At 53.2% G+C, this 25,686-nt stretch carries 19 protein-coding genes and 1 riboswitch; of the genes, 13 read left to right on the forward strand and 6 right to left on the reverse strand.

The annotated features are described in order from the left end of the window. Window positions 1-5: 5 nt before the first annotated feature. Both ABD931_RS22450 and ABD931_RS22455 read right to left on the reverse strand, forming a co-directional pair. A complete protein-coding gene (locus tag ABD931_RS22450; protein ID WP_345270227.1) occupies window positions 6-1,067 on the reverse strand; it encodes a homoserine O-acetyltransferase family protein in 1,062 nt (353 codons plus the stop codon). Between the two features lie 57 nt (window positions 1,068-1,124). After that, window positions 1,125-2,441, reverse strand: coding sequence for an O-acetylhomoserine aminocarboxypropyltransferase/cysteine synthase family protein (locus ABD931_RS22455; RefSeq protein ID WP_345270228.1), 1,317 nt, complete (start codon window positions 2,439-2,441; stop codon window positions 1,125-1,127). Window positions 2,442-2,635: 194 nt separating this feature from the next. Next, a riboswitch (SAM riboswitch) is annotated at window positions 2,636-2,747 on the reverse strand. Between the two features lie 189 nt (window positions 2,748-2,936). On the opposite strand from ABD931_RS22455, the gene ABD931_RS22460 reads away from it, so the two are divergent. Further along, entirely contained in the window at window positions 2,937-3,260 is a 324-nt protein-coding gene (locus tag ABD931_RS22460) for a DciA family protein (RefSeq protein WP_345270229.1), read from the forward strand. Between the two features lie 52 nt (window positions 3,261-3,312). On the opposite strand, the gene ABD931_RS22465 is transcribed toward ABD931_RS22460, so the two are convergent. Together ABD931_RS22465 and ABD931_RS22470 are read right to left on the reverse strand one after the other, a co-directional pair. After that, window positions 3,313-4,116 (reverse strand): polysaccharide deacetylase family protein, encoded by an 804-nt coding sequence (locus ABD931_RS22465; protein WP_345270230.1) that lies wholly within the window; start codon window positions 4,114-4,116, stop codon window positions 3,313-3,315. Next, window positions 4,116-5,072 carry a glycosyltransferase family 2 protein gene (locus ABD931_RS22470; RefSeq protein WP_345270232.1) on the reverse strand — a complete coding sequence of 319 codons (957 nt, stop codon included), beginning with the start codon at window positions 5,070-5,072 and terminating at the stop codon, window positions 4,116-4,118. The genes ABD931_RS22465 and ABD931_RS22470 overlap by 1 nt, the downstream gene beginning before the upstream one ends. A gap of 172 nt (window positions 5,073-5,244) precedes the next feature. On the opposite strand from ABD931_RS22470, the gene ABD931_RS22475 reads away from it, so the two are divergent. The 3 genes from ABD931_RS22475 to ABD931_RS22485 are packed head-to-tail and all read left to right on the forward strand — an operon-like array spanning window position 5,245 to window position 8,106. After that, entirely contained in the window at window positions 5,245-6,300 is a 1,056-nt protein-coding gene (locus ABD931_RS22475) for an ion channel (RefSeq protein ID WP_345270233.1), read from the forward strand. A 51-nt stretch (window positions 6,301-6,351) separates the two neighbouring features. Continuing rightward, on the forward strand, window positions 6,352-7,278 hold the full coding sequence (locus ABD931_RS22480; protein WP_345270234.1) for a S66 peptidase family protein: 927 nt from the start codon (window positions 6,352-6,354) through the stop codon (window positions 7,276-7,278). Window positions 7,279-7,308: 30 nt separating this feature from the next. Further along, entirely contained in the window at window positions 7,309-8,106 is a 798-nt protein-coding gene (locus ABD931_RS22485) for an SDR family oxidoreductase (RefSeq protein ID WP_345270236.1), read from the forward strand. Between the two features lie 62 nt (window positions 8,107-8,168). Here the strand turns inward: ABD931_RS22485 and ABD931_RS22490 are convergent, their stop codons facing one another. Next, on the reverse strand, window positions 8,169-9,443 hold the full coding sequence (locus ABD931_RS22490) for an amidohydrolase (RefSeq protein WP_345270385.1): 1,275 nt from the start codon (window positions 9,441-9,443) through the stop codon (window positions 8,169-8,171). Between the two features lie 579 nt (window positions 9,444-10,022). On the opposite strand from ABD931_RS22490, the gene ABD931_RS22495 reads away from it, so the two are divergent. The 9 genes from ABD931_RS22495 (at window position 10,023) to ABD931_RS22535 (ending at window position 24,855) form a co-directional block, all read left to right on the forward strand. Further along, window positions 10,023-13,103 (forward strand): SusC/RagA family TonB-linked outer membrane protein, encoded by a 3,081-nt coding sequence (locus ABD931_RS22495; protein WP_345270237.1) that lies wholly within the window; start codon window positions 10,023-10,025, stop codon window positions 13,101-13,103. 17 nt (window positions 13,104-13,120) lie between these two features. Then, a complete protein-coding gene (locus ABD931_RS22500) occupies window positions 13,121-14,566 on the forward strand; it encodes a RagB/SusD family nutrient uptake outer membrane protein (protein WP_345270238.1) in 1,446 nt (481 codons plus the stop codon). Between the two features lie 19 nt (window positions 14,567-14,585). After that, the gene (locus ABD931_RS22505) at window positions 14,586-15,071 is read left to right on the forward strand and encodes a DUF4843 domain-containing protein (RefSeq protein WP_345270239.1); all 486 of its coding nucleotides are present in this window, start codon (window positions 14,586-14,588) and stop codon (window positions 15,069-15,071) included. 480 nt (window positions 15,072-15,551) lie between these two features. After that, on the forward strand, window positions 15,552-18,626 hold the full coding sequence (locus ABD931_RS22510; RefSeq protein WP_345270240.1) for a SusC/RagA family TonB-linked outer membrane protein: 3,075 nt from the start codon (window positions 15,552-15,554) through the stop codon (window positions 18,624-18,626). 23 nt (window positions 18,627-18,649) lie between these two features. After that, on the forward strand, window positions 18,650-20,146 hold the full coding sequence (locus ABD931_RS22515; RefSeq protein WP_345270241.1) for a RagB/SusD family nutrient uptake outer membrane protein: 1,497 nt from the start codon (window positions 18,650-18,652) through the stop codon (window positions 20,144-20,146). Beyond that, a complete protein-coding gene (locus ABD931_RS22520) occupies window positions 20,130-20,273 on the forward strand; it encodes a hypothetical protein (protein ID WP_345270242.1) in 144 nt (47 codons plus the stop codon). The genes ABD931_RS22515 and ABD931_RS22520 overlap by 17 nt, the downstream gene beginning before the upstream one ends. 46 nt (window positions 20,274-20,319) lie before the next feature. Further along, window positions 20,320-20,448: a hypothetical protein gene (locus ABD931_RS22525; protein WP_345270243.1), complete on the forward strand. Its 129-nt coding sequence runs from the start codon at window positions 20,320-20,322 to the stop codon at window positions 20,446-20,448. Between the two features lie 159 nt (window positions 20,449-20,607). Continuing rightward, window positions 20,608-21,735 carry an efflux RND transporter periplasmic adaptor subunit gene (locus tag ABD931_RS22530; RefSeq protein ID WP_345270244.1) on the forward strand — a complete coding sequence of 376 codons (1,128 nt, stop codon included), beginning with the start codon at window positions 20,608-20,610 and terminating at the stop codon, window positions 21,733-21,735. Between the two features lie 3 nt (window positions 21,736-21,738). Then, window positions 21,739-24,855: an efflux RND transporter permease subunit gene (locus tag ABD931_RS22535; RefSeq protein WP_345270246.1), complete on the forward strand. Its 3,117-nt coding sequence runs from the start codon at window positions 21,739-21,741 to the stop codon at window positions 24,853-24,855. Between the two features lie 75 nt (window positions 24,856-24,930). Here the strand turns inward: ABD931_RS22535 and ABD931_RS22540 are convergent, their stop codons facing one another. Then, complete coding sequence (locus tag ABD931_RS22540) at window positions 24,931-25,644, reverse strand: SDR family oxidoreductase (protein ID WP_345270247.1); 714 nt, start codon at window positions 25,642-25,644, stop codon at window positions 24,931-24,933. Between the last annotated feature and the right edge of the window lie 42 nt (window positions 25,645-25,686).

A 25,686-nucleotide genomic window follows, 5' to 3' on the forward strand; every position in this document is an offset into this window, starting at 1 on the left:
ATCTTCTACTCCCTTCCTCCTTTTCTCCCTTCTTCCTGCACAAGTACCTTCCCTGCCCGCTCTGCCATCCACTTCCGGATAATCTGGCTAAGCGGTTTAAATTCAATGAGGAAGCCGTCGTGGCCATACAGCGAGTCTATTTCCTGGTAAACGGCATCGGGGATATGACGGGCCAGAAACTGCTGCTCCGACGGCGGGAACAGAATGTCCGATTTAATTCCAACACTGAGAGTGCGGGCTTTGATCTGCCCCAGCGCGTTGAGAATACTGCCCCGGTTGCGGCCCACGTTATGCGAGTCCATAACTTTGGTCAGTGTCCAGTAGGTAAACGCATTGAACCGGCGCACCAGTTTCTCGCCCTGGTATTGCTGGTAGCCGGCAGCCTTGTACCCATCCAGTTGTTCGTTGTTGTCCAGCGCCTGCGTAAAACCGTAGGTATCGTAGTTGCGGTAGGAAATCAGGGCCATTGCCCGGGCCGCCTTCATACCCGCCTGTCCGGCGTCGGGCCGGCGTTCGCGCCAGGTGGCATCGGCTTCAATGGCCATGCGCTGTGACTCGTTAAAGGCAATACCCCAGGGAGAGAATACCGCATTGGAGGCCAGCAGCACCAGATTCTCAATCAGATCGGGTTGCATAATCCCCCACTCCACGGCTTGCTGCCCACCCACAGAACCGCCAATGCAGGTATGTATCCGATCAATACCGAGCTCCTGCCGCAGCAGGTCCAGGGCACCCACAATATCCCGAACGGTTATCGTTGGAAAATCATGAAAGTAAGGATCCCCGGTTTCCGGATTGATCGACAGCGGACCGGTAGAGCCATAGCAGGAGCCGAGAATGTTAGCGCAGACAATAAAATACTGCTCCGGATCATAAAACCGGCCCGGCCCTACCATACCGCTCCACCAGTCGCCGGGATCAGCATTGCCGGTCAGGGCATGACAAATCCAGACAACATTAGAACCATCGGCGTTTAACGTTCCGCGCGTGGTATAAGCCAGCCGAAAGCCGGGTAGTGAGGCCCCCGCTTCCAGCGAATAGGTGTACTTGTAATCGAAATACTGCAATTGTGAAATGGGTTTGAGGTTTGAGCCGGCCGCCCGGCTCAAACCTTGAACTAAATTTCAGGCTAACGCCGGCTCGGCTATTTTGGCAAACGCCTGTTCCAGATCGGCTTTGATGTCATCGATATGCTCAATACCGGCCGAAATACGCAGCAGACCGGGCTCTACCCCGGCACTGGCCTGCTCATGCTCCGATAACTGCTGGTGCGTGGTAGCCGCCGGGTGAATAATCAGCGTTTTGGCGTCGCCTACATTAGCCAGGTGACTCACCAGTTTCAGGCTGTTGACAAACTGCTCGGCAGCCTCACGACCGCCTTTAACCTTGAACATAAACACCCCCCCAAAGCCGCGTTTCAGGTATTTCTTCGCCAGCTCGTGGTATTTGCTGCTCTCCAGACCAGGATAGTTTACGTACTCGACCTGCTCGTGCTGCTCCAGCCAGCGGGCCAGTTCCAGCGCATTCTGCACCGTCCGATCTACGCGCAGCGACAGGGTCTCCAGGCCCTGCAGCAGCAGGAACGAGTTAAACGGGCTCATACTCGGACCCCAGTCCCGCAGCCCCTCTACCCGGGCGCGGATGATAAACTGGATGTTGCCAAACGGACCGTTCACCCCAAACACATCGCTGAACACCATGCCGTGGTACCCTTCGGCCGGCTCAGAAAATTGCGGGAACTTGCCATTGCCCCAGTTGTACTTACCACTGTCTACGATAACCCCGCCGATGCTTGTGCCGTGGCCGCCAATCCACTTTGTGGCCGATTGAACCACTACGGCTGCACCATGCTCTATCGGCCGGAACAGGTAACCGCCGGTGCCAAAGGTGTTATCCACAATCAGCGGAATATCATACTTCTGCGCCAGCGCGGCAAAGGCCTCAAAATCCGGAACATTGAATTCCGGATTGCCGATGGTTTCCAGGTAGATGGCTTTGGTCTTCTCATCAATCAGCCGCTCAAAGCTCTCCACCTTATCGCCGTCGGCGAAGCGGGCCTCCACGCCGAGTCGTTTGAAAGAAACCTTAAATTGATTATAAGTGCCGCCGTAGAGGTAGGATGTAGTGACAAAATTATCGCCGGTCATCAGGATGTTGTTCAGGGCGATAAACTGAGCCGCCTGCCCCGATGCGGTTGCGAGAGCAGCCACCCCTCCCTCCAGGGCGGCCATACGCTTCTCAAACACATCGGTAGTGGGGTTCATAATCCGGGTGTAAATATTGCCGAACTGCCGCAGCGCAAACAGATCGGCCCCGTGCTCGGAGCTGTTGAATACGTACGACGTAGTCTGGTAGATAGGTACGGCCCGGGCGTTGGTGGTGGGGTCGGTTTCCTGACCAGCGTGGAGCTGCAGGGTTTCAAAATGCAATGAATCGGCCATGACGTTTAGAAAGGTGAAAAGGTGAAAAACTGAATGAAGATAGCATCTTCTGAAAACCAGAAGGTTAGGTAGTTATTATTCGGCAAAGCAGGAGCCTGCCCGGCAGGAGTGGGTCGGATAAAGCATGTGTAGTGACAGACGCAGAAAGCGCCCGTCCATTCGGCGGAGGTACTGGCGTGTAAGCATGAGGTTGTGATTTATAGGCCCTAAATTGCTTTAGGTGGGAATTAGCACCTTGTCCCAGGTATACAGGATAGGTTGCCAGAGGTTCGCAGAGCCCAGTCTCTCCCCTCTTCTGTATAAATCAACGCGTGATCCGACCCGGCATAGCGGTCGGCGGAGCTATTGACTTGATGCTGCAAGTATACGACCAAAACAGCCGACACGCAACTATCGTCCGGTATTTTGGCCGGAAACGCTGAAAAATAAATAGTGTGTAAATGGGCTTTACTCCTTGCGCACCGTTGCTTACTTTTGTAGGAAGACACCTCCACTATGAACAATACCTACCGTCCCTATAAAGATACGGCCCGCAAAGCCGGCATCACCACGCTTAAAGATGCCATTGATCAGATGCTTAAGTCGTATCAACTACAAAGCCGCTTCAATGAGACGTACCTGGAAGCGTTCTGGGGGAAAATGATGGGTAGTGCTATTGCCTCCCGCACCAACCGGCTATACGTGCGCGACAACATTCTTTATATTGAAATTGCCTCAGCCCCACTCCGCAACGAACTGGTTACGGCCAAGCACAAAATGATTCAACTCATCAACAAAGACATTGGAGCCGAGGTAATCCGGGATGTAGTATTTATCTGACCAGTTCCGGTACGCCTGGTGCCGCGTTGAAGGTGTGTAGCACCAGGAAGGCTTATTGGGTTACCAGTTGATGTGACAAAAGGGAACAAGCTACTTTCTGCATAGTCTGAAAATCACCATGTTCTCCCAGAAAGCGTAATAGATTTTCGGTGCGGTCGAGCAGCCGCTCGTTGGAGTACCGGCGCACAAACGGCGCAATCCGGCTGTATTCAGATAAGTCGGTAAACTCCCAGGGATGCACATAGAGGTTTAGCAGACCATCGTGCCGGAGGGTTTGCAGGCATAACCGCTTATAGAGCGCAAACGGAAAATTCTTCAGACTCAACCAGAACAGCGGTATCCGGAGCCGGGGTGTCACCGAAGCCGGCATCTGCAATACACCATTCTCCACAAACGGCGTTCGGGGTGCCCGCAGATTATTGTATTTACCGGGCAGAAATGTCGGATGCAACGACGAGTTATAGACATAGCCTGCAGCCGCCACATCGCCGGCATCCACCTTCGCCATATTAGCCATTCGAAAACCAACCACCGGGTTCCCGGTGAGGTTTTCCAGAACAGCTTTTGACGACGCCAGATCAGCCGGCTCAAACGTCCAGTGGTGGTAGCCATGAGAAGCAATCTCATGTTTATGGGCCAGTCGCCGGATCAGCCGGGGTTCATGGAGAGCATAGTTGGCGGTGGTAAACAGAGTAGTACGGGCGTCTACTACTTCAAACCGTTCGGCCAGCAAGAATAGACCACGGGTTGAGACCGCGATCTGTTCGCTCATCGGAATGTCGTACCCGTACCGGAGCGCGGTATCAAACTCCTCCACGTCGACCGTAAACAGGATGCTTCTTGTCTGGTGTTGCATTACCATCCGGCTACTACAGTTTCTTCAATATCGCTGGTATGCGCAATGATATAAGGCGGACGCTGTTTTACTTCCATAAACGTCTTACCCAGATAAACACCGATAATCCCGATTACAATAAATTGAATGCCCCCAATCAGTACCATCAGGAGAATAATGGAAGTCCAGCCCGAAACCGTAGCATTGGTGAAGTACTTTTCGTACAATACCTCCATACCGAACAGACAGGCAAACAAGGACATGGCAAAGCCCAGCAGCACCGACAGATACAGCGGACGGGTTGTAAAGGAGGTGATCCCCATCGTGGCCAGTCTCAGCATCTTCCCAACCGAGTATTTGGTCCGGCCGGCGTACCGGGCCGCCGGTTCATACAGGACCCGACATTGCCGGAAACCCATCCAGGAGATAGTACCCCGCAAAAACAAATCATTTTCCTTAAATTGCTTTAGGGCGTCGATCACCTTCCGGTCGAGCAGCCGGAAATCGGCGGCTCCGTCTTCCAGTTCCAGGTCAGAGGCTGCCCGAAGCAGGCTATAGAAGCCCTTGGAGGTTTTGCGTTTGAACCAGGACAGGTTGGGGTCGGGCCGGCGAACAGTATAAATCACGTCGTAGCCTTCCCGCCATTTGGCAATCAGCGTGGGAATCAGCTCAGGCGGATGCTGCAGATCGGCGTCGAGGCTGATGACGCATTCGCCACGGGCGTGTTCGTATCCGGCCCGCAGCGCCATCTGATGGCCGAAGTTACGGGAAAACGACAGGTAACGAACAACCGGATACGCCTGCGACAGTTGGCTGAGTACAAACTGAGTCTGATCGGTACTGCCGTCGTCAATAATCAGAATTTCATAATTACGGTAGGGCTCCATAACGGCCATCAGGCGATGGACCAGAACAGGGAGGTTTTCTTCTTCATTGTACGCCGGAATTACCAGGGAAATCTTCTCCGGGGCTCTCATACGGTACGGTTAAGTTTCAAAGATGGATTGCAAGGCTAAGATACAGCAAGTACAACTACTTACTTTCAATTTCTTTGTAAAACTATTTATATCCTATGCTCATCTAATTTAAAAGGAATTAAAATCAACTTAGAATTGTATTAGATAGACTAATTTGAGCGCATACGGCACTATGCAGAGCAAAAACCTGTTGAATCAATCGGCAAAGTCTGATTCGAAGCCAGGCAAAAAAGGAAGCTTTACCCTGGGACAGCGAAGGCCGGGGGGCCAACACAACAGTACGCTGGTCGAGCAGGAAGAGAAAAGACAGGACCTGGGATTCGGCACCCGAATCAATGACTCTTATTCGCGGCTCATCAATAAAGACGGCAGCTTCAATGTCAACCGGGTTAATGAGCCGTTCTGGCACCGGCTCAATCTCTATCACCGGCTTATCACAATGCCCTGGCCAAAATTTTACCTCCTGGTTGTTGCTGCTTACATTACCACGAATGCCTTATTTGCCTGTTTATACCTGCTGGCGGGGAAAGAGCATCTGAAAGGACTGTCCGAAAGTGATACCGGCAACGGATTCTGGGGGGCTTTCTTTTTCAGCGCTCAAACCCTGACTACGGTTGGTTACGGCCACGTAAGTCCCTCCGGCTACCTGACCAGCGCTATTGCCGCTTTTGAGTCGATGATCGGGCTGCTGGCGTTTGCGCTGGCAACAGGTTTGTTATACGGTCGGTTTTCGCGGCCGGTGGCACATGTACGTTTTTCCCGTCACGCCGTCTTTGCCCCTTATCTGGACGTCAACGGCTGGATGTTCCGGATTATCAATGAGCGCTCCAATCAACTCGTTGATGTAGAAGTTGAAGTGTCTCTTTCCCGGCTGGAAAACAAACCGGATGGTACGCCCTATCGACGCTACTACAACCTGAAGCTGGAGCGCAGCAAGGTAAACTTTTTTCCGGCCAACTGGACGCTGGTGCATCCCATTACCGATAGTAGTCCGCTCTACGGCTGCACACCCGGGCAGCTGGACGAATCGGATGCCGAATTTCTGATTTTGTTGCGGGCCGTTGATGACACCTTTTCGCAGATGGTACACGCCCGGATGTCGTACCGCGCCGATGAAGTATTGTGGGGCCGTAAATTCAAACCCCTGTTTGACACTAGTGACAACGGTAATTATTGGCTGGATATGAATAAACTGGATGACACCGAGGAAATGCCGCTAAACTTGTAATTTGCCGGCTCTATTAACCCGCACCAGCATAGCGGCTGGTACTGATATGGTATGATCCAACCACCTTTTCTGTGTGCCGGCGATACCGTCGGCGTAGTAGCTCCGGCCAGTCGTTTTTCGTATGCTGATTTACTCCCCGGTCTTGCCGTTCTGCGGGATCAGTGGCACCTGACTGTCGTGGAAGGCGAGAGCCTGAAAGCCCGGCACGGCTCCTTTGCCGGCACCGATGACCTGCGCCGGGCCGACCTCCAGCGAATGCTTGACGCCCCGGCCATTAAGGCTATTTTTGCGGCCCGTGGCGGCTACGGCTCCACCCGCCTGGTTGACCAACTGGATTTTACCCAGTTCCTGAAACAGCCAAAGTGGCTGATCGGCTTCAGCGACATTACCGTGTTGCACTGCCACCTGCATCGGATGGGGGTAGAAAGCCTCCACGCCATCATGCCTAAGCTTTTCGGTGCCGACGATGTGAGTGAAGCGATTGAAACGCTGCGGAAATGGGTCTTTGGCGAACCAGTCGGTGCGTACCGTACCTCTCCCCACCTGCTGAACCGCGCCGGCCAGGCTACAGGTCCGCTGGTTGGGGGTAATTTAACACTGCTCACCCACATTATCGGCACGCCTTCTGATCTAGCCCTGGACGGTAAGATTTTGTTTATTGAAGACATTGAAGAATATCTGCATAACCTGGACCGGATGCTGCGGCAGCTTCAGCGGGCAGGCCGGTTTGAGAACCTGGCCGGGTTGCTGATCGGCCAGTTTACGGATATGAAAGATAACCCATCGCTACCCTACGAGCAGTCGCCGTACGAAATTGTGGCTGAAGTAATCGCCAATTATGACTTTCCGGTTTGCTATGATTTTCCGGTCGGGCACGTAGCCCGCAATCTGGCCTTACCGGTAGGGCATGACGCTATGCTGGAGGTAACCAGCGAAGGCGGTATTTTATCATTTACCAAAGCAGAAACCATTATTTAGTAGGCAGTGCCCACTGAAAATTCTAAGACTATGTCTGTTTTCGCCCAAAAAGTAGTTTGGATTACCGGCGCGTCCTCCGGCATCGGCGAAGCGCTGGCCCTTGAACTGGCCCGGCAGGGAGCGCGGCTGGTGTTGTCGGCCCGCCGGGCAGATGAATTGCAGCGGGTGGCGGGTCTGACCGGTTTGCCAGCTTCGGAGGTGCTGGTGCTGCCAATGGATGTGATCGACATTGATACCTTTTCCGGCAAGGTCCAAACTGTGCTCCAACGCTTTGGGCGCATCGATTATATGGTCCAGAATGCCGGTATTACGCAACGGGGTACCGTAGCCGAGACAGAATTTGCGGTATACCGGCGGCTGATGGAGATCAACTTCTTCGGGGTGGTGGCTCTGACCAAAGCGGTGCTGCCCTATATGCTCCGGCAGCAGAGCGGGCATTTTGTGGTGACCAGCAGCGTAGCCGGTAAGATCGGCGTTAAGCAGCGGTCGGGCTACTGCGCCAGTAAGCACGCTCTGCAGGGCTTCTTCGATTCGCTCCGCGCAGAGACCCATGCGCAGGGCCTGCGGGTGACAATTGTCTGTCCGGGTTACATCAAAACGCCGATTTCACTCAGCGCCCTCAACGAAAAAGGCGAAACCTACAACCGCATGAACACCAACCAGGCACAGGGTATGGACGCGAATGTGTTTGCCCGCCAGGTAGCGCAGGCCGTGGCCGATGGAAAGGAAGAAGTGTATATCGGCGGCAAAGAAATTGGGGGTATTTACCTGAAGCGCTTTTTCCCCGGCATTATTTCCCGCCTGGTACGCAGCCGGGCGGCTGAGTAATAAAACGAAAGCGTCCCGCAACCGTAGCCCGGAACGCTTTCGTATATGTATTCCCGTTGGTGTTACCGGGCACTGGCGGTCGACTTAGAGGTGCGCTGCTCCATATAATCAACGGTCAGGTGGCAAAGTGCCTTAACGCCCAGGGTAAATCCGCTCTCGTCGATCTGGAAATCCGGGGTGTGGTGCGGGGCAGCCTCTTCCAGCTTTTTGCCTTTCGCCATACCGCCCAGGAAAAAGAAAAAGCCGGGCACCTTCTGCTGATAGAATGAGAAGTCCTCAGCACCGGTCCAGGCCGGCGTTATCACCACTTTATTTTTACCGGCTACGGCCTCCAGCGTAGGCACCATCTGATCGGTCAGTTTGGGATCATTATAGGTTACCGGGTACATGACGTCGATCTTAACATCGGCTTTGGCCCCGGCGCTCTCGGCAATATGACCGGCAATTTCGTTGATGCGCCGGTGAATGGTTTGCTGCATATCGGGTGTAAACGAGCGAATGGTCCCGATCATGTTTACCTCTTCCGGAATGATATTTTGCCGGATACCACCATGAATAGCACCCACCGTTACCACCGCAGCCGCATCGGTCAGCGGCAGATTCCGGCTGACAATAGTCTGTAGGCCCATAACAATCTGTGACGAGGTCACGATAGGGTCAACGCCCGACCAGGGGTTAGCCCCATGAGTTTGCTTGCCTTTTACCTTGATGCTGTAAGAGTCAACAGCCGCCATGATGGCACCGGGCCGGTATTTGATGGTACCCACTTCGGTTTGGGAGTTAATATGCAGGCCAAAGATGGCGTCTACCTTCGGGTTCTCTAACACACCTTCTTTCACCATCAGTTCGGCACCGCCTTCTTCGCCTTGCGGAGCACCCTCTTCAGCCGGTTGAAAAATGAATTTAACCGTACCTTTCAAATCACTTTTGACGGACGCCAGCACCTCGGCCACGCCCATCAGAATGGCCACGTGACTGTCGTGCCCGCAGGCGTGCATGACGCCGGTTTTCTGGCCATTGTATTCCGTAGAAACCGTTGACTTAAAGGGTAAATCGACTCGTTCGGTCACCGGCAGGCCGTCCATATCAGCCCGCAGCGCTACTACCGGGCCGGGCTTTCCGCCTTTCAGAACACCGACAACGCCCGTTTTGGCCACGCCGGTTTTTACTTCAATACCCAGCGAGTGCAGATGAGCAGCAATTTTAGCGGCTGTCTGAAACTCCCGGTTACCCAGTTCCGGGTTCTGGTGAAACTCCCGGCGCCAGGTAATCACCTTTTTCTCCAGCCCCTCGGCCAGTTTATCCATTCGGCTGTTCAGCGGCTGAGGCTGAGCCATCAGGCTGGGAATCGCCAGCGCGATGCCGAACGTAGTTGCTAACGCATACTTGATAGGTGTCATATAAAATAGGTTAGTACGAGAAGAGCCAAAGATAATAGTCAAATTTTGCCGATAACCAGTTTTAATCAATTTACCGCCAGAATCAGGTCAACAGGGGGCAAAGACCTGTTAAAAATACTTATTAATCGGTTCGACTCCGCACCGGAATCAGGCCATTTCCTGTAAAGTACATCTTTTTTCTGAAGGGTTCAAATCCAAATAAAATTTGGTATTTACCGAATAATAAAAACAGTACGAATTTTGACTCTTAAAAGTAAATTTTAAATTAAAAAATCATTAAAGCAGGATTAGAGCTCCTAGATTCGTTGATTTCGTCATAAAGAATTTACACAAATGGTTAAAAATTTAAAATGAAAAGCCATATACGTTTAAAATTTACAAAAAAACTCATATCAAATTTCTTGCCAGAGTTTACCGGCGCAAGTCCGAAATTTTATTATCGAATTTTCCTTTTGTTAACTTTCGCATTATTTTCGCACCCGTTTTCTTACTTAAACAAAACTTTATACTAATTCTATGAGAAAACTTTTATCGGGTTTCTGGCTCTTGTGTGTGCTGACACTGCCCGCCCTGGCCCAGGACCGTACCGTAACTGGTAAAGTCACTTCATCAGACGACGGCACTCCCCTACCGGGTGTCAGTGTGCAGGTAAAAGGTACGACCCGTGGAACGTCGACCGACGCAGAGGGAAACTACCGGATAAACGCGGCCGAGAATGCACGGCTTGTATTTAGCTTCATCGGCTTTAACTCGCAGGAAGTGGCTATTAGTAACCGGTCTACGGTAAATGTCACGCTCCAGAGCAACACCACAGAGCTAAGCGAGGTTGTTGTAACGGGTTATGGCGGAACACTCAGCAAACGCGAAATCACTGGCTCTATCTCTAAAATTAAAGGTTCTGACATCGAAAATATGCCGATTCAGAGCTTCGATCGCGCGCTACAGGGCCGGGCGGCTGGTGTGCAGATTTCTTCAGCCAACGGGGTACCGGGTGGTGCCGTACAGGTACGTATCCGGGGTGTTGGCTCTATTGCCGCCGGTACTGATCCGCTTTACATTGTCGATGGTGTGCAGTTGAACAGCAACCGAACCTCCTCGTTTACGAGTACCAACCCGCTGTCGTTCCTGAACCCGAACGATATCGAGTCAATCGAAATATTAAAAGATGCGGCTGCGGCTTCCATCTATGGTTCTCAGGCTGCCAACGGGGTTGTACTGGTAACCACCAAGAAAGGAAAAGCCGGCAAAACTCAGTTTAATCTGAATACATATTATGCCTTTGTTGAGCCGGTAAAATACCTGGATGTTCTGAACACGCAGCAGTGGCTCCAGATGCGTACGGAAGCTGTTTTCAACCAGACGGCTGCTACCAACCCGGCTTATACTGTTGATCAGGCTCGCCGGGCAGTACTGTCGTCGGTACGTCTGAACCCTGAGCTTTCAGAAGCTGAAATCGCTGCCCTGCCAACCTATGACTGGCAGAAAGTGGGTATCCGCAACGGCCGTGGTCAGAACTACGAATTTTCGATGAACGGAGGTAGCGACAAAACCACCTTCTTTATTTCAGCCGCTTACAACGATCAGGATGCCAGCTTGTTGAACGTCGACTTCAAGCGCGGTACCAGCACTGTCAACCTGACACATAAGATCAACAACCGGCTGACACTGGAGCAGAAACTGAACCTCAGCACTATCACGCAGCGGGGGCAGTTTGGCTCGCCTAACGGCGGTTCGTTCCTGGGTGCAGCCGCTTTTGCCGGTCCGCTGATCGTGCCGGTTAACCCCATTTATAACCCGGACGGCAGCTACTACGGAACACCGGCCACCGGCGGTATAGCAGGGATACTTAACCAGAACCCGCTAATGGTTAGTGAGCTGAACGATATTCGGGCTACTACCAACTCGGCGGTGGGTAACCTGAGCCTGACGTACCGGATAACGGACCACCTCACGCTGAAGCCGTTTGTGGGTATAGATTATCGCATGACCAAAGGCCGGAACTTCAGTGATCCGCGTACGGCCGACGGTATAAACGTACGGGGTCGTATTCAGAACCAGTTCGACGAAATTACCAACTTTATCAGCAACGTTACGCTGAACTACAACCGGACATTTAATTCAGTACATAACGTCGGCTTCCTGGCCGGTGCCGAGTACCGTAGTGACATTCGGCAGGGTATCAGCATCGTTGCCGAGAACTTGCCGACGCCCGACTTCCGCTACGCCAACTCAGCCGCTAACCCGATCTCTACGGGTGGTTTCTGGACCGGCTTCCACAAAGACGCGTTATTTGCCAACCTGAAGTATGAATATGGGGGCCGGTACGTACTGAACCTGATTGGCCGGTACGACGGTTCGTCGCGCTTCGGTCGCGAAAACCGCTACGGTTTCTTCCCGGCAGCCGCTGCTTCGTGGTTAATCTCGGAAGAAGGCTTCCTGAAGGGCAGCACGGTGGTAAACGCGCTAAAGCTGCGTGCCAGCTATGGCTCTACGGGTAACGACCAGATCGGAAACTTCCCCTCGCTGGGTCTGTTTGAAGGTGGCTTCGGTTACAACAACCAGGCCGGTATGGCCCCCACTCAGTTGTCGAATCCGAACCTGAAATGGGAGCAAAACATTACCGCCAACTTTGGTTTGGACTTTGGTTTCTTTAATAACCGGATCAGCGGTGCCGTTGATGTGTTTGAGCGTCGGAGCAAAGACCTGCTGCTGTTCAAGCCGGTTCCGTTCGTAAACGGTTTCAGTGAAGTTGCCCAGAACGTAGGAGAAGTCAGAAACCGCGGTATCGAGTTCGAGATTACTACCACAAACGTTGACCGGGGTGGTTTCAAATGGTCAACCAGCCTCAACTACACGTTTGTAAAGAGCAAGGTAACGAAGCTGTTCGATGGTATCCGGCCACTGGCTACGCCGGATAGTCTGGTCGCCCTGCCGGGTAATACGAGTGTCATCATCGGCTACCCGCTGGGCACAATCTTTACGTCACAGTATGCGGGTGTTAACCCGGCTACCGGCCGCGGTATGTGGTACGACGCCAACGGCAATATCACCTACGCTCCGCGTAACCCGGCCGACTTTAGAGTGATGGGGTCTAACATTCCAACAACCTTTGGAGGTTTGACCAACAACTTCTCCTACCGTGGTTTCGACCTGAACGTACTGTTCCAGTATGAATTTGGCCGGAGAGAATTTAACAGCCAGGGCAGCTTCCTGTCGGAGAATGGTGGTCGTCTGTTTAACACGTTGACCGACGTATACAACCGTCGCTGGCAGCAGCCGGGTGATATCACCGACATCCCTCGTCCGTACAACGGCAACGCCGAAATTCGGGGTTCCAGCAACCTGTCCGGTACCCGTACGCTGGAAGATGCGTCGTACATCCGTCTGAAGCAGGTTGATTTTGGCTACAACATTCCGGTTACGTTTGCCAAGCGCGTACGGGTATCAAGGGCTCGGGTGTATGCCCAGGCCGTTAACCTGATTACCTGGAGCAAGTGGACCGGCTACGACGCCGAGTTCCTGAACCTGGGTGCCGGTAACAATGGTGTTGTACCCATCTCACGTACCTACACAGTTGGTATTCAGTTAGGCTTCTAAATTTTTGATTGACCATCATGTTTCTGAATCATACATATCAGTTTTCCAAATGGCTGCCGCTGGTAGCTCTCCTTTCGCTGAGTGCCTGCGACCAACTGCTGGATGTGCAGCCCCGGCAGTCGATCAGCTCTTCTACCGCGCTGAGTACCCCTGAGGGTATCGATGCGGCTCTGAACGGTATATACGACCGCCTGCAAAGCCCCCGTCTGTACGGTCGGGATCTGATTGCCATTCCGGAAGCCTTGTCTGACAATGGGCGGGCTACCAATAAATCAGGTCGTCTGAACGCCGAATACCTGAACCAGGTAGGCGCTCATTTTGCCACCTGGCAGTTGTCCTACTACGCCATTAACCAGGCGAACCTGGTGCTGGAGTCCCTCCCGAACATTACGGATGAGGCCACCCGGGACCGGTACGAAGGTGAAGCCAAGTTCCTGCGGGCGCTGCTGTATTTTGACCTGATGCGGGCGTATGCCTATGAGCCTGGGGTAGAGGTAGCCGAATACAACCGGGGTGGTGTGCCACTGCTGGTAAAAGGAGTTTTGACCCCCGACCAGATCCAGTTCCCGGCCCGTGCTCCCATTGCCGACGTGTACAAGCAGATCTACGAAGACCTGACGGTAGCATCGACCAAGCTGAACAACGCCCGCGGCCAGTTCTACGCGAACCGGGGTGCCGCCCTGGCGCTGTTCTCCCGCGTAGCGCTGTATAATAAGGATTATGCCAATGCGGTGAAATACGCTACCGACGCGCTGGCTGCTGGTCCGGCCCGGTTCCTCGACCGCGACAGTTACCTAAGCGGCTGGCGGGCCAACCGTCACCCGGAATCGTTCTTCGAGGTTACTTACACCACGCCGGAGAACATCGGGGTAAACGAGTCCCTGCAAACGACCTATACGACTCTGGTAGCGCTGGGTGACCGTACGCGAACGGGTGGTTTTGGCGATCTGGTCCCGTCAGCCTCTTTGCTGACAGCGCTGGAGGCCGAAAAAGGTGCAAACAATCAGGTGCTTGACATCCGCCGTCAGTTGTACGAACTGGGCACAACCGGCCGGGGTACTGCCGAAATCGAGACTACGAAGTTCTTTGGTAAGAACGGGGCCGTAAACCTGGACAACGTTCCGGTAATCCGCGCATCAGAGATGTACCTGAACCGCGCCGAAGCCAATTACTTCCTGGGTAAGGAAGCAGAGGCCCTGGCCGATGTAAACGCCATTCGGACCCGCGCTGGTCTGCCGGCCCGGACCGACCTGAAAGGCACTGATCTGCTGACCGAGATTCTGAGACAGCGTCGCATTGAGCTGGCTTTTGAAGGACAACGCTGGTTTGACCTGAAGCGCCGGGGAGTAGATATTGTGAAGACACCAACCACGGTTCCTTACATCGACTTCCGCTTACTGGCCCAGATTCCGGTTCGGGAAATCACCAACAATCCAAACCTAAGACAAAACTTCGGTTACTAATTGCAGAGACATAAAAACTATGAAGAATATTTTAGGCTTTGCCGTAGCGCTCCTGATGCTGTTCGGCATGACCTCGTGCTTTGAGGATCTGGACAAAACTTTTGACGAAAAAACGGTAGTTGAGTTCCAAACGGCTATCACGTCGACCCCCGCCGTTGGCCGTACATACCCGCTAATCAGTGCCGGTAACTCCGCCACGGCTGTTACCCTTACTCAGCGCATTAACCTGGTTGGTAAGCAACGGTCTGCTGACGAAACCATCAAGGTTTCTGTGGATAAAGAAAACAGCACGGCTGTAGAAGGCACTCATTTTACGCTGGCCAACGGGGGCAACGTGGTTATTCCGGCCAATTCCAGCTTCGGAACGGTTACAGTTACGGTTCCTCGTGGTACCGCAGCCGCCAGTGTACCGGCCGTTAACCTCGTGCTTGTAATTGAAGGAAATGGCAGAGATATACTGCCGAGCGAAAATTACAAGCGCGTCGGGTTTAGCATCCGGCCTTAAAAACCGCTTCAAAAAAAAGCCCGTCCAGATCTGGACGGGCTTTTTTTGTATAGGCTTGAATAAAGACTCTTCTACTCAACAAAAATAAGTATATAACCCAACCGGCTTTCTTTAGATTATTCAAATCAGACAATTCGTATAGCAGCTTGGCTTCGTAAAAAATCCCTAGAAGTGCAGTAGAGATACAAATTAAAATTTACTTAAAAAACAATTAGAGTGCCAACTATTTTATTATTTCTTACAATAATACCCCCAAAATATTGAAAAATTATCAAAGATAAGCCCCATCCTAAAATAATTTCATAGCACTATAATATAGGTACGTATATAGAGCATTTACAGGCTTAACTAATTTTAAAATACAATTTTCACTTTTACACTTTCACCTTATTTTAGCGACCGTTTTAGTACTTAAACCAAACATTCTCCTATCCAATGGGAAAATTTCTATTTAGTTTTTGGCTTTTGTGCGTGCTCTGTATGCCCGCACTGGCCCAGGACCTCACTGTAACTGGTAAGGTTACTACAGCCGACGACGACACCCCGCTGCCGGGTGTTAGTGTTCAAATTAAAGGCACCACCCGTGGTACCACCACCAACGCCGACGGAGCCTACCGCATCAGTGTTCCGGCAAATGCCCGTCTTGTTTTCAGTTTTATCGGCTATACGTCGCAGGAAATAGCCGTCAACAACCGCTCAGTGGTTAATTTAAAACTGGAAACCAACTCTTCTGTGCTGAACGAAGTGGTAGTTGTGGGCTATGGTACCCAGAGCAAAAAGACTATTACGGGTGCAGTAACGTCGGTGGCCGGCGATGTGATTGCCAACAAGCCGGTCCAAAGTTTCGATCAGGCCTTGCAGGGCCGGGCCGCCGGGGTCAACATTGTTACGCCCAACGGCGTGTTGAACAATGCACCGGTGATCCGTATCCGGGGCGTATCGTCCATCAACGGTAGCTCGTCGCCCCTGATTGTGGTGGATGGGCTGCCCATCAATTCCGGTGATGTGTCGGCTGGTGGTTTTACGGTGAACAACCCACTCGGTGATATCAACCCCGCCGATATTGAATCGCTGGAAATCCTGAAAGATGCATCGGCCACGGCTATTTATGGCTCCCGGGCTGCCGCCGGGGTTATCCTGATTACCACCAAAAAAGGGAAAGAAGGGAAGGCTCAGGTAAGCTACGATGGCTGGGTAGGAGGCACGCAGGCGTTCCGGTTCTTCAAGATGCTGGACGCGCAGCAGTATATGGATTACAAGAATGAGGCCGCCCGAAATGCCGGTCTGCCGAATCAGTTCTTCCCCACACTTAATCCGGACGGCAGTGTTGTTAATACCAATTGGTATGACCTGATTTACCGCACCGGACTATCACACAGCCACAACATCAACGTCAACGGCGGTACTAAAGACACTCGCTACGCCTTCTCGCTGGGCTATACCAATCAGGAGGGTATGATCCAGAAGAACGACTTTAGCCGTCTGACGGGTCGGATGAATATTTCGCACCAACTGAACAAAGCCGTCAAGCTGGGGGCTAACATGACGCTGGCCAACAGTTTCAACCGTTCACCCAATACAGGAACTACGGGGGCATTCAGCACGGGTGGTCTGGGACGTCTGCCGCTGGTACTGGCTCCGAACCTGGCTCCGCGCAATCCCGATGGCTCCTACAACATCAACCGGGCGGCCAACGCCATGGGCCTGGGCAATAACCTGACGGGACCGGGTGGCTATTACAACCCCCTGCCCGACCTGGATCTGAGCAAGTTTACCTCGGAAAATAACCACCTGCTGGGTAACGTGTTCGCCGATATTAACCTGTTAAAGGGTTTGTCGTTCCGGACCTCATACGGCATCGACAATACCACGGTCGAAGACATCGACTTCCGGAACAGCATTCACGGCGAATCCGGTAACAACGGTCTGGCGGTAAATATCTATACCAACATCAAACTGTGGAACTGGCAGAACTACTTCACCTATAATCTGGATTTCGGCAAGAATAACTTCACCCTGACCGCCGGCTCCGAAGCACAGAAGTACACCATCAACCGCTGGGGCGGCTCGCGGCAGGGCCTGACCGATCCGTTCTTTACCTCCTACCAGGGCAACTTCACCACCAACAATCCGCCGGCCGGTAATTTCCAGAGCCAAAACGGCTTCCTGTCGTACTTTGCCCGTCTGAACTACGATTTCGACCAGAAATACCTCATTACCCTGAACTTCCGTCGTGATGGCTATTCGGCCTATGCCTCGGGTCGCAAGTACGGTGACTTTCCGGGTGGCTCGGTCGGTTACCGGATTTCGCAGGAAGATTTCTGGAAGAATTCGGCCCTGGGTAGCATTGTCAACGAGTTCAAGCTGCGGGCAAGCTGGGGCCGGGTTGGTAACGTAGGGGTGGGGGATTTTGCGTCCCTGAGCCTGTTCAACTCTGGTCTGTACAGCACGGTGCCGACCTTCGTCTTTGCCCAGGCCGGTAACCCGGACCTGCGCTGGGAAAGCAGCACCAAAACTGACCTCGGTATCGCTTTCGGCCTCTTTGGCGACAAGATTACGGGTGAACTGACCTACTTTAACAACAAAGTAACCGACCTGGTACTGCCTGAGCCGCAGGCCCCGTCGCGGGGTATTCCCGGCAACAGCATCGCCACCAACGTAGGTTCAATGGTAAACAAGGGAGTTGAATTTGCGATAACGTCCACTAACATTCAGTCAGGGCCATTTAAGTGGACGACCAGCTTTAACCTGACCACGCTGAAGAACGAAGTCCTGGCGCTGGCGAACAACAACGCCGATATTCTGGCGCAGACCGGTGGTCTGGAAAGTTCCAACATCGTTCGGGTAGGCGAATCCATCGGTAGCATCTTTGCTGTGCGAACGGTAGGTGTAAACCCGGCTAACGGGCAGCGGATCTTTGTGAACGCCAAGGGTGAGCAGGTGCAGTATGACCACTCAGCGGCTCCGGCCCGGCGGTGGACCTATGTGCAAACCGGCGAAGTTGCGCCCGCCATTACCGGCTCCGACCGGGTGGTAATTGGAGCGGCCATTCCGAAGTGGTATGGTGGTCTGGACAACACGTTCACCTACGGTAACCTCGACCTGGGCATCTTTCTCCAGTATTCGGGCGGCAACGTAATCTACAACGGTACCAAAGCCGGTCTGCGCGATCAGCGCCCCTGGAATAACCATACCGACGTGCTGAACCGCTGGCAGAAAGCGGGGGATGTGACCAATATTCCCCGGCCTGTGCTGAACGATAATATCTCCAACGGCTCCGCTACCCCCATTTCGGAAAACGTAGAGAAAGGTGATTTCATCCGGGCACGCAACATCTCGCTGGGCTATAACTTCAAAAACGCGCTGCTGCGTCGGGCTAATATCTCGTCGCTCCGCGTATACGCGCAGGTGCAGAATGCCTTCCTGATTACGAACTATACCGGTGCTGATCCGGAAGTTTCGACCAACCGGAACTCCAACATTGCGCCGGGTGTCGACCGGAACTCTACTCCGCAGGCTCGTTCGTATACGCTGGGTGCCAGTATCAATTTCTAATCACAACTTCCGAAACAACCGTAATGACTATACTTACTTCCTTTCACGCTCCAACCCGGCGCACATTGCTGAAAGCCGCCGTGATGGCCGTCTTGTTTACACCCCTGGTTACATCCTGTAACGAAAAAGAACTGCTGGAGCCCAGTCCGCTGACGAGCCTATCGGACCGTGATGCCTTTGCAAACCCGGATCGGGTGCTGGCGCAGGTCAACGGCTTATACGCCAGTACCAAATCCGGTCAGTTTCTGGGTGGCCGCTACTATGTGTATGTCGATGTACGGGGCGAAGAGTTCCTGAACGTCACCAATAACGGCGTTACGGCGCTACAGACCTGGAACCACTCGAACAACTCACAGTCCAACGAACCAACAAACCTCTGGAACGCAGCCTACCTGGCCATCAACCGGATAAATCTGTTTCTGGCGGGTCTGGACGCCAATCCGAGCGTGGTAGAGGGCACGCTGGCCAACCAGTACCGGGCCGAAGCCCGGTTCCTGCGGGCGCTGTCGTATCTGAACCTGGTACAACTGTACGCGCAGCCGTATACCAAAGACAACGGTGCCAGCCCCGGCCTGCCCCTGCGACTGAAAGGCGAAGTGGGCAGTGGCAATAACGACCTGGCCCGGAGTACGGTAGCAGAGGTGTATAAGCAAATTCTGGACGACCTGAATTTTGCCGAACAGAACCTGCCGGCCAACTACGCCACCGCCCTGCTGAACACCACCCGCGCGCACAAAAACACGGCCATTGCGCTGAAAACCCGCGTGAACCTGATTATGGGCAAATGGGCCGATGTGGTTACCGAAGCCAACAAGATTGTGTCGGCAGCGACCCCCTTCCGGGCCGCTACCGGGGTAGCTCACCAGTTGCAGGCCTCTATCGGTACGGTATTTACCAACTACACCACCACCGAGTCGATTCTGTCGATGCCGTTCAGTGACAACGACCTGCCGGGCACTCAGAACGGGCTGGCCAGCTATTATATGCCCGTTATCGGGCCGGGTGACTATAGCCTGAACCCGAACGGTATTCTGGCCAATACCGCCTTTACGGCCACCGATGCCCGCCGGACCAGCCTGATCCGAAATGATATTGCCGGTGATGCCGGTCGGTTCCGGTTGGCTAAGTTCCCGACCGGTCCGGTTCATAAAGACTTTGCGCCGGTTATCCGCTACGCCGAAGTGCTGCTGAACCTGGCCGAAGCCAGGGCCCGCCTGGCTACTGGTGTTGATGAGCAGGCGCTGGCGCTGCTGAACGCCGTACGCGGCCGGTCGGCCCCGAACGCGGTTTATAAAGCCGAAGACATTGCCGGCAAAGATGCATTAGTCAATGCCATCCTGCTGGAGCGCCGGATTGAGCTGCTGGGCGAAGGCTTCCGGTCGAACGACTTGCTGCGTCTCAATCAGCCGCTACCGGCTAAGGGTACCATACAAGCCGTGCCGGCTACAGCCTCCGTATATATCTGGCCAATTCCGCAGGGCGAAATCAACGTTAATAAGCTAATTGTGCCAAATCCATAACAAAGCGGCTTTTGAAGTAGCCGACAAGCGTCTGACGTTTGACCCCGAAACACGGATCGACGGTCAGAACGACCTGCCGGTACCGGTAACGAAAATCGTAACGTTCGGTCTGAACATTGGTCTGTAAATTTAGGGTGACCGGCTGTACGATCTGAGCCGCCTGAAGCGGCCGATTGAGCGAGGCACTCGGTATCCGGCCGCTTCGTGGACTATCTCAGCCACTTGATGCCCGCCGAATCATGCCGATTCCGCAGGTTGAGCTGGATGCCAACCCGAAGATTCAGCAGAACAACGGGTACTAATCTTATAATTTTTTGTGCAAAAAAGTCCGGCCCACAAGGTCGGGCTTTTTTGTTGGCCGAAATCCATGTATATACAGAAGTGCCCGTACTTTTTACGTAAATTAGCAGTAGTTTCTTTACTGTTCCCTTTTTTATTACTGCTTACGTATCAAAGCATTTATGAACAAATTTACCAAACGTATATTGACTTTCGCCATCATACTGGTTGTGGTTAGTATGGCCTTTTACCCAAAGCTGAAATCGCTGAGGAATGAGGAGTCAGCGGGGAGCAATGCCAGGGCGGAGTCCAAAGACGTTGCCGGTACACTGACCAAAACGGTTTCGCAGACCGGACCGGCCGTAGGGGCTGCTACCCCGGTAGAGGTGATGGTGATAAAAGCTAATATACTGAATGAAAAAATCCTCACCACCGGCACCATTATTCCCAACGAAGAAGTTGATGTCCGCAGCGAAATCGCGGGCCGCGTTACCGGCATCTATTTTCGCGAAGGTGACTATGTGCAGCAGGGCGCGGTGCTGCTGCGCATCAACGATGCCGACTTACAGGCGCAGTTACAAAAACTCAACTACAACAAAAAACTGGCCGAAGACAACGAAGCCCGCCAGAAACGCCTGTTAGAGAAAGAAGCCATCAGCCGGCAGGAGTACGAAATCAGCCAGACCAACCTGAACAGCATCATGGCCGATATTGAGAATCTGAAAGCCCAGATCGCCAAAACAGTTCTCCGGGCACCCTTCAACGGCACCATTGGTCTGCGGTATATCAGCAACGGCAGTTACATCTCCCCTACCTCCCGCATTGCCACGCTTACTAACACCAACCCCGCCAAGCTGGACTTTTCTATTCCGGCCAAGTATGCCTCCGTCGTTCGCAAGGGCAGCCGTATCCAGTTTATCGTAGAAGGGTCGGACGATCCGCATACCGGCACCGTCTACGCAGTTGAACCCAAAGTCGACCCTAATACCCGAACCATGCTGCTCCGGGCTGTCAGTCCCAACCCGAATCAGATGCTGGTGCCAGGGGCCTTTGCCCGGATTGAACTGGTGCTGAACGCCAGGAGTAACGCCATTGTGGTACCAACAGAGGCAGTTGTTCCGGAAGTAACCGGCCAAAAGGTATTTGTAGTACGCAATCATAAAGTAGAATCGGTAGCGGTAGAAATTGGTACCCGCACCGACCGGAACGTTGAAATTCGCAAAGGCCTTCAGCAGGGCGATTCCCTGATCACGTCCGGCATTCAGATGGTGAAACCGGGCAGCGAAGTGGCAATCAAAAACATACTGTAATGCATGGCTACATTATCTACCACCAGTATTAAGCGGCCGGTGCTGGCCGTGGTTATGTCACTGCTGATTATGGTATTCGGCGGCATTGGTTTTTATTACCTGGGCGTTCGTGAGTTTCCCAGTATTGAATTACCAGTCGTTACCGTAACGACCAACTACACCGGGGCCAACGCCGATATTGTGGAGTCGCAGATTACCGAGCCGCTCGAAGAATCGATAAACGGTATTGCCGGTATCCGCACCCTGTCCTCTTCCAGCCGCGATGGCCGGAGTACCATCAACGTCGAGTTTGAACTAAGCGTCGATATCGAAGCAGCTGCCAACGACGTGCGCGACCGCGTATCCCGCGCCGTGGCCCTGCTGCCACCCGAAGTAGATCCGCCGGTTGTTGCCAAAGCCGACGCCGACGCCAGCCCAATTTATTTTCTCCAGCTTTTGTCTGAAAAGCGGTCGCTGATGGAAGTAAACGACATTGCCGTCCGGCAGTTTAAAGAGCGATTCCAGACTATACCGGGCGTGAGTGGCGTTCAGCTCTGGGGCGAAAAAAAGTTTGCCATGCGCCTGCGCATCGACCCGGTCAAGCTGGCATCGTACCGGCTCACGGCCGTGGATGTAGCCAATGCACTCAGCCGGCAGAACATTGAATTGCCATCGGGTAGTGTAGAAGGCCAGACCACTGAACTAACGGTACGGACGCTCGGACGCCTGACCACACCAGAGGACTTTAACAACCTCATTCTGAAGGAGCAGGCTGATCAAGTGGTTAAATTCCGTGATGTTGGTTACGCCGAGTTGGCCCCCGAAGCCGAACGGACATTGCTCAAACGCGACGGAGTCCCTATGATCTCGGTAGCCGTGATTCCGCAGCCAGGGGCCAATCAGATCGAGATTGTCGATAATCTGTATAAAAAGCTGGAACAGATTAAACGGGATCTGCCTCCGGATATAAAAGTGGTAATGGGTTTCGATTATACCCGATACGTCCGGCGCTCGATTGAAGAGGTACAGGAAACGATTCTGATTGCGTTCATTCTGGTTGCCCTGATCATCTTTATCTTTCTCCGTGACTGGCGCAGTACGCTTATTCCGCTCACTGCCATTCCTGTTTCGCTGATTGGTGCGTTTTTTATCATGTACGCTTTTGGTTTCTCCATCAACGTACTCACGCTGCTCGGTATCGTACTGGCCATTGGCCTGGTGGTCGACGACGCCATTGTGGTGCTGGAGAACATATATACCAAGATAGAAGAAGGCATGTCGCCGTTCCAGGCAGCCGTGAGCGGCTCAAAAGAGATCTACTTTGCCGTTATTTCCACTACCGTTACCCTAGCTGCGGTGTTTCTGCCGGTGATCTTTTTGCAGGGTCTTACGGGGCGTCTCTTCCGTGAATTTGGTATTGTAGTAGCCGGATCAGTCATTATCTCGGCCTTTGTGTCGCTCACCCTAACGCCGATGCTATCGGCGCGGCTGCTTAAGACCCGCCACCGGCAGCCCTGGCTATACCGGGTAACCGAACCCTTTTTTGAATGGGTGGTGGCCGGTTACGAGAACTCGCTCAGCAGCTTCCTGCGCGTTCGCTGGATGGCCTGGGTACTCATGGCCGGCTTCATCGGAATTATTTATCTGCTCTTCAGAACAAACGCCATTCCGTCTGAACTATCTCCGCTCGAAGACCGGGGTAGCTTCCGGATTCAGGTTACGGCCCCCGAGGGTTCTACCTTCGAGTACATGCTGGAGTATACCGACAAGGTAGCCAAATATATGCGGGATATGTTCTCAACGAATGAGATAACGGGCGTTACAGCCATTACCTCCCCTACTTTTGGCTCAGGCGCTACCAATACCGGAGCATTCCGGATCATTTTGAATGAGAAACCACTGCGCACTAAATCTCAGCAGGAAATTGTAGACGAACTGACGCCCGTAGTGAAACAGTTTCCGGGGGCGAAGGCCATTATAGTACAGGAGCAAACCATCACAACGGGTACCCGCGTTGGCGGGGGCGGTGGCTTGCCGGTTCAGTTTGTGATTCAGGCCAGTAAGTTTGAAGATCTGCGCCGGGCTGTACCGGAGTTTATGAAGCAGGTACAGGCATCGGATAAATTCTCGGCGGCCGATGTCAACCTGAAATTTACCAAGCCTGAAATCAAACTGGAGATCGACCGGGAGAAAGCCATGAACATGGGCGTTTCGGTGCAGGATGTAGCCCAAACCCTCCAGTTGGGGCTTTCGGGCCGGCGGTTTGGGTACTTTATCAAAGCCGGTAAACAATACCAGGTGATCGGCCAGATCGACCGGCCCGACCGCAATGATTTGACCGACCTGCGTTCGCTGTTTGTCAAGAGCAACCGGGGCGACCTGATTCAGCTCGACAACCTGGTACGGATGAGCGAGCAAAGTACGCCACCACAGTTATACCGTTACAACCGCTACGCTTCTGCTACCATATCGGCCGGTCTGGCAAAGGGCGTTACCCTGGGCGAAGGTATTGAGGAGATGGAACGCATTGCTAAGGAAGTCCTCGATCCATCGTTTTCGACCGCTCTGGACGGCACCTCCAAAGAATTTCGGGAGAGTTCGTCGTCGCTGTACCTCGCCTTCGGTCTGGCACTGCTGCTGATCTACCTGATTCTGGCCGCACAGTTCGAGAGTTTTATCGACCCTATTATCATTCTGTTAACAGTACCGCTGGCCCTCTGCGGAGCCCTGGTTTCGCTCTGGGACTTCGGTCAGACGCTGAACGTCTTCAGCCAAATCGGAATTATTACGCTGGTGGGCCTGGTCACCAAAAACGGAATTCTGATCGTTGAATTTGCCAATCAGCGCAAAGAGCAGGGACAGAATCGGTACGAAGCCGCCCATGATGCGGCCGTTTCCCGCTTCCGTCCCATTCTGATGACCAGCCTATGTACGGTGCTGGGCCTGGTACCCATTGCCCTGGCGCTGGGAGCCGGCTCCGAAAGCCGGGTATCAATGGGTATTGCCGTAATTGGTGGCCTGCTGTTCTCTACCCTGCTGACGCTGTATATTATTCCGGCGGTATACACCTACCTGTCTAAGAAAACGATTGAAAAAACACCGGAAGAGCTGACGCTGGAAGCAGAGGAAGAAGTTGCCTGATCGGTTTCCCTTCTCACAAAAAAGCCTGTTTGCACGTGAAGGCAAATAGGCTTTTTTGTGAGAAGGGGGTACGCCTTACCACTCTGCCTCGCGCTTATCTTTCCAGAACTTACCCGTTTCGGTCAGGGGAGCCCCGGTAGCCAGCCAGACAATAGTTTCCGCTCCGCTTTCAACCGGCCGGGGTGCGTGGGCTCCGCCCATATCCGTCTGCACCCAGCCGGGATCAACCGAGTTGACGGCAATGCGCCGGTCATGCAGGCAGGCGGCAAACTGGCGGGTCACCGCATTCATAGCCGTTTTGGAGATACTATACGCCGGCGCATACGTTCGCATCCGATGCAGAGAACCGGCTCCGCTCGATACGTTGATGATACGGCCCCCCTCAGGACTTTTTTCCAGATAGGGCAAAAAATCCTGTATAACAATAATGGGTCCGTAAACATTGGTCGTCATCGCCCGTTCGAGTGCCTCCACGTTCATTTTGGTGATGGGCACCTCGGCATTTTCCAGGATACCGGCATTATTCACCAGCACATCGAGGTGGTCGGCTTTCTGGGAAAACGTACCCACGGCGTTTTTGATGCTAAGCGGGTCGCTAACGTCCATGTGCAGAAAAATAGCCTCGTGCCCCTGGTTGCAGAGTTCTTCGGCAGCCTCACGGCCGTCGTGCATGTCTCGCGAGGCAATAAAAACGGCAAAGCCCTGCCGGCAAAGCTGCCGGGCTACCTCGTTGCCAATGCCCCGGTTTGATCCTGTCACAACGGCGGTTTTAGAATGATTGGTTGTCATATGCAGGGTTGAGATGATACACCTATAAGCGGTTAACGGCTT

Origin of the sequence: Nibrella viscosa (genome assembly GCF_039541875.1) — a bacterium.
Classification (GTDB): domain Bacteria; phylum Bacteroidota; class Bacteroidia; order Cytophagales; family Spirosomataceae; genus Nibrella; species Nibrella viscosa.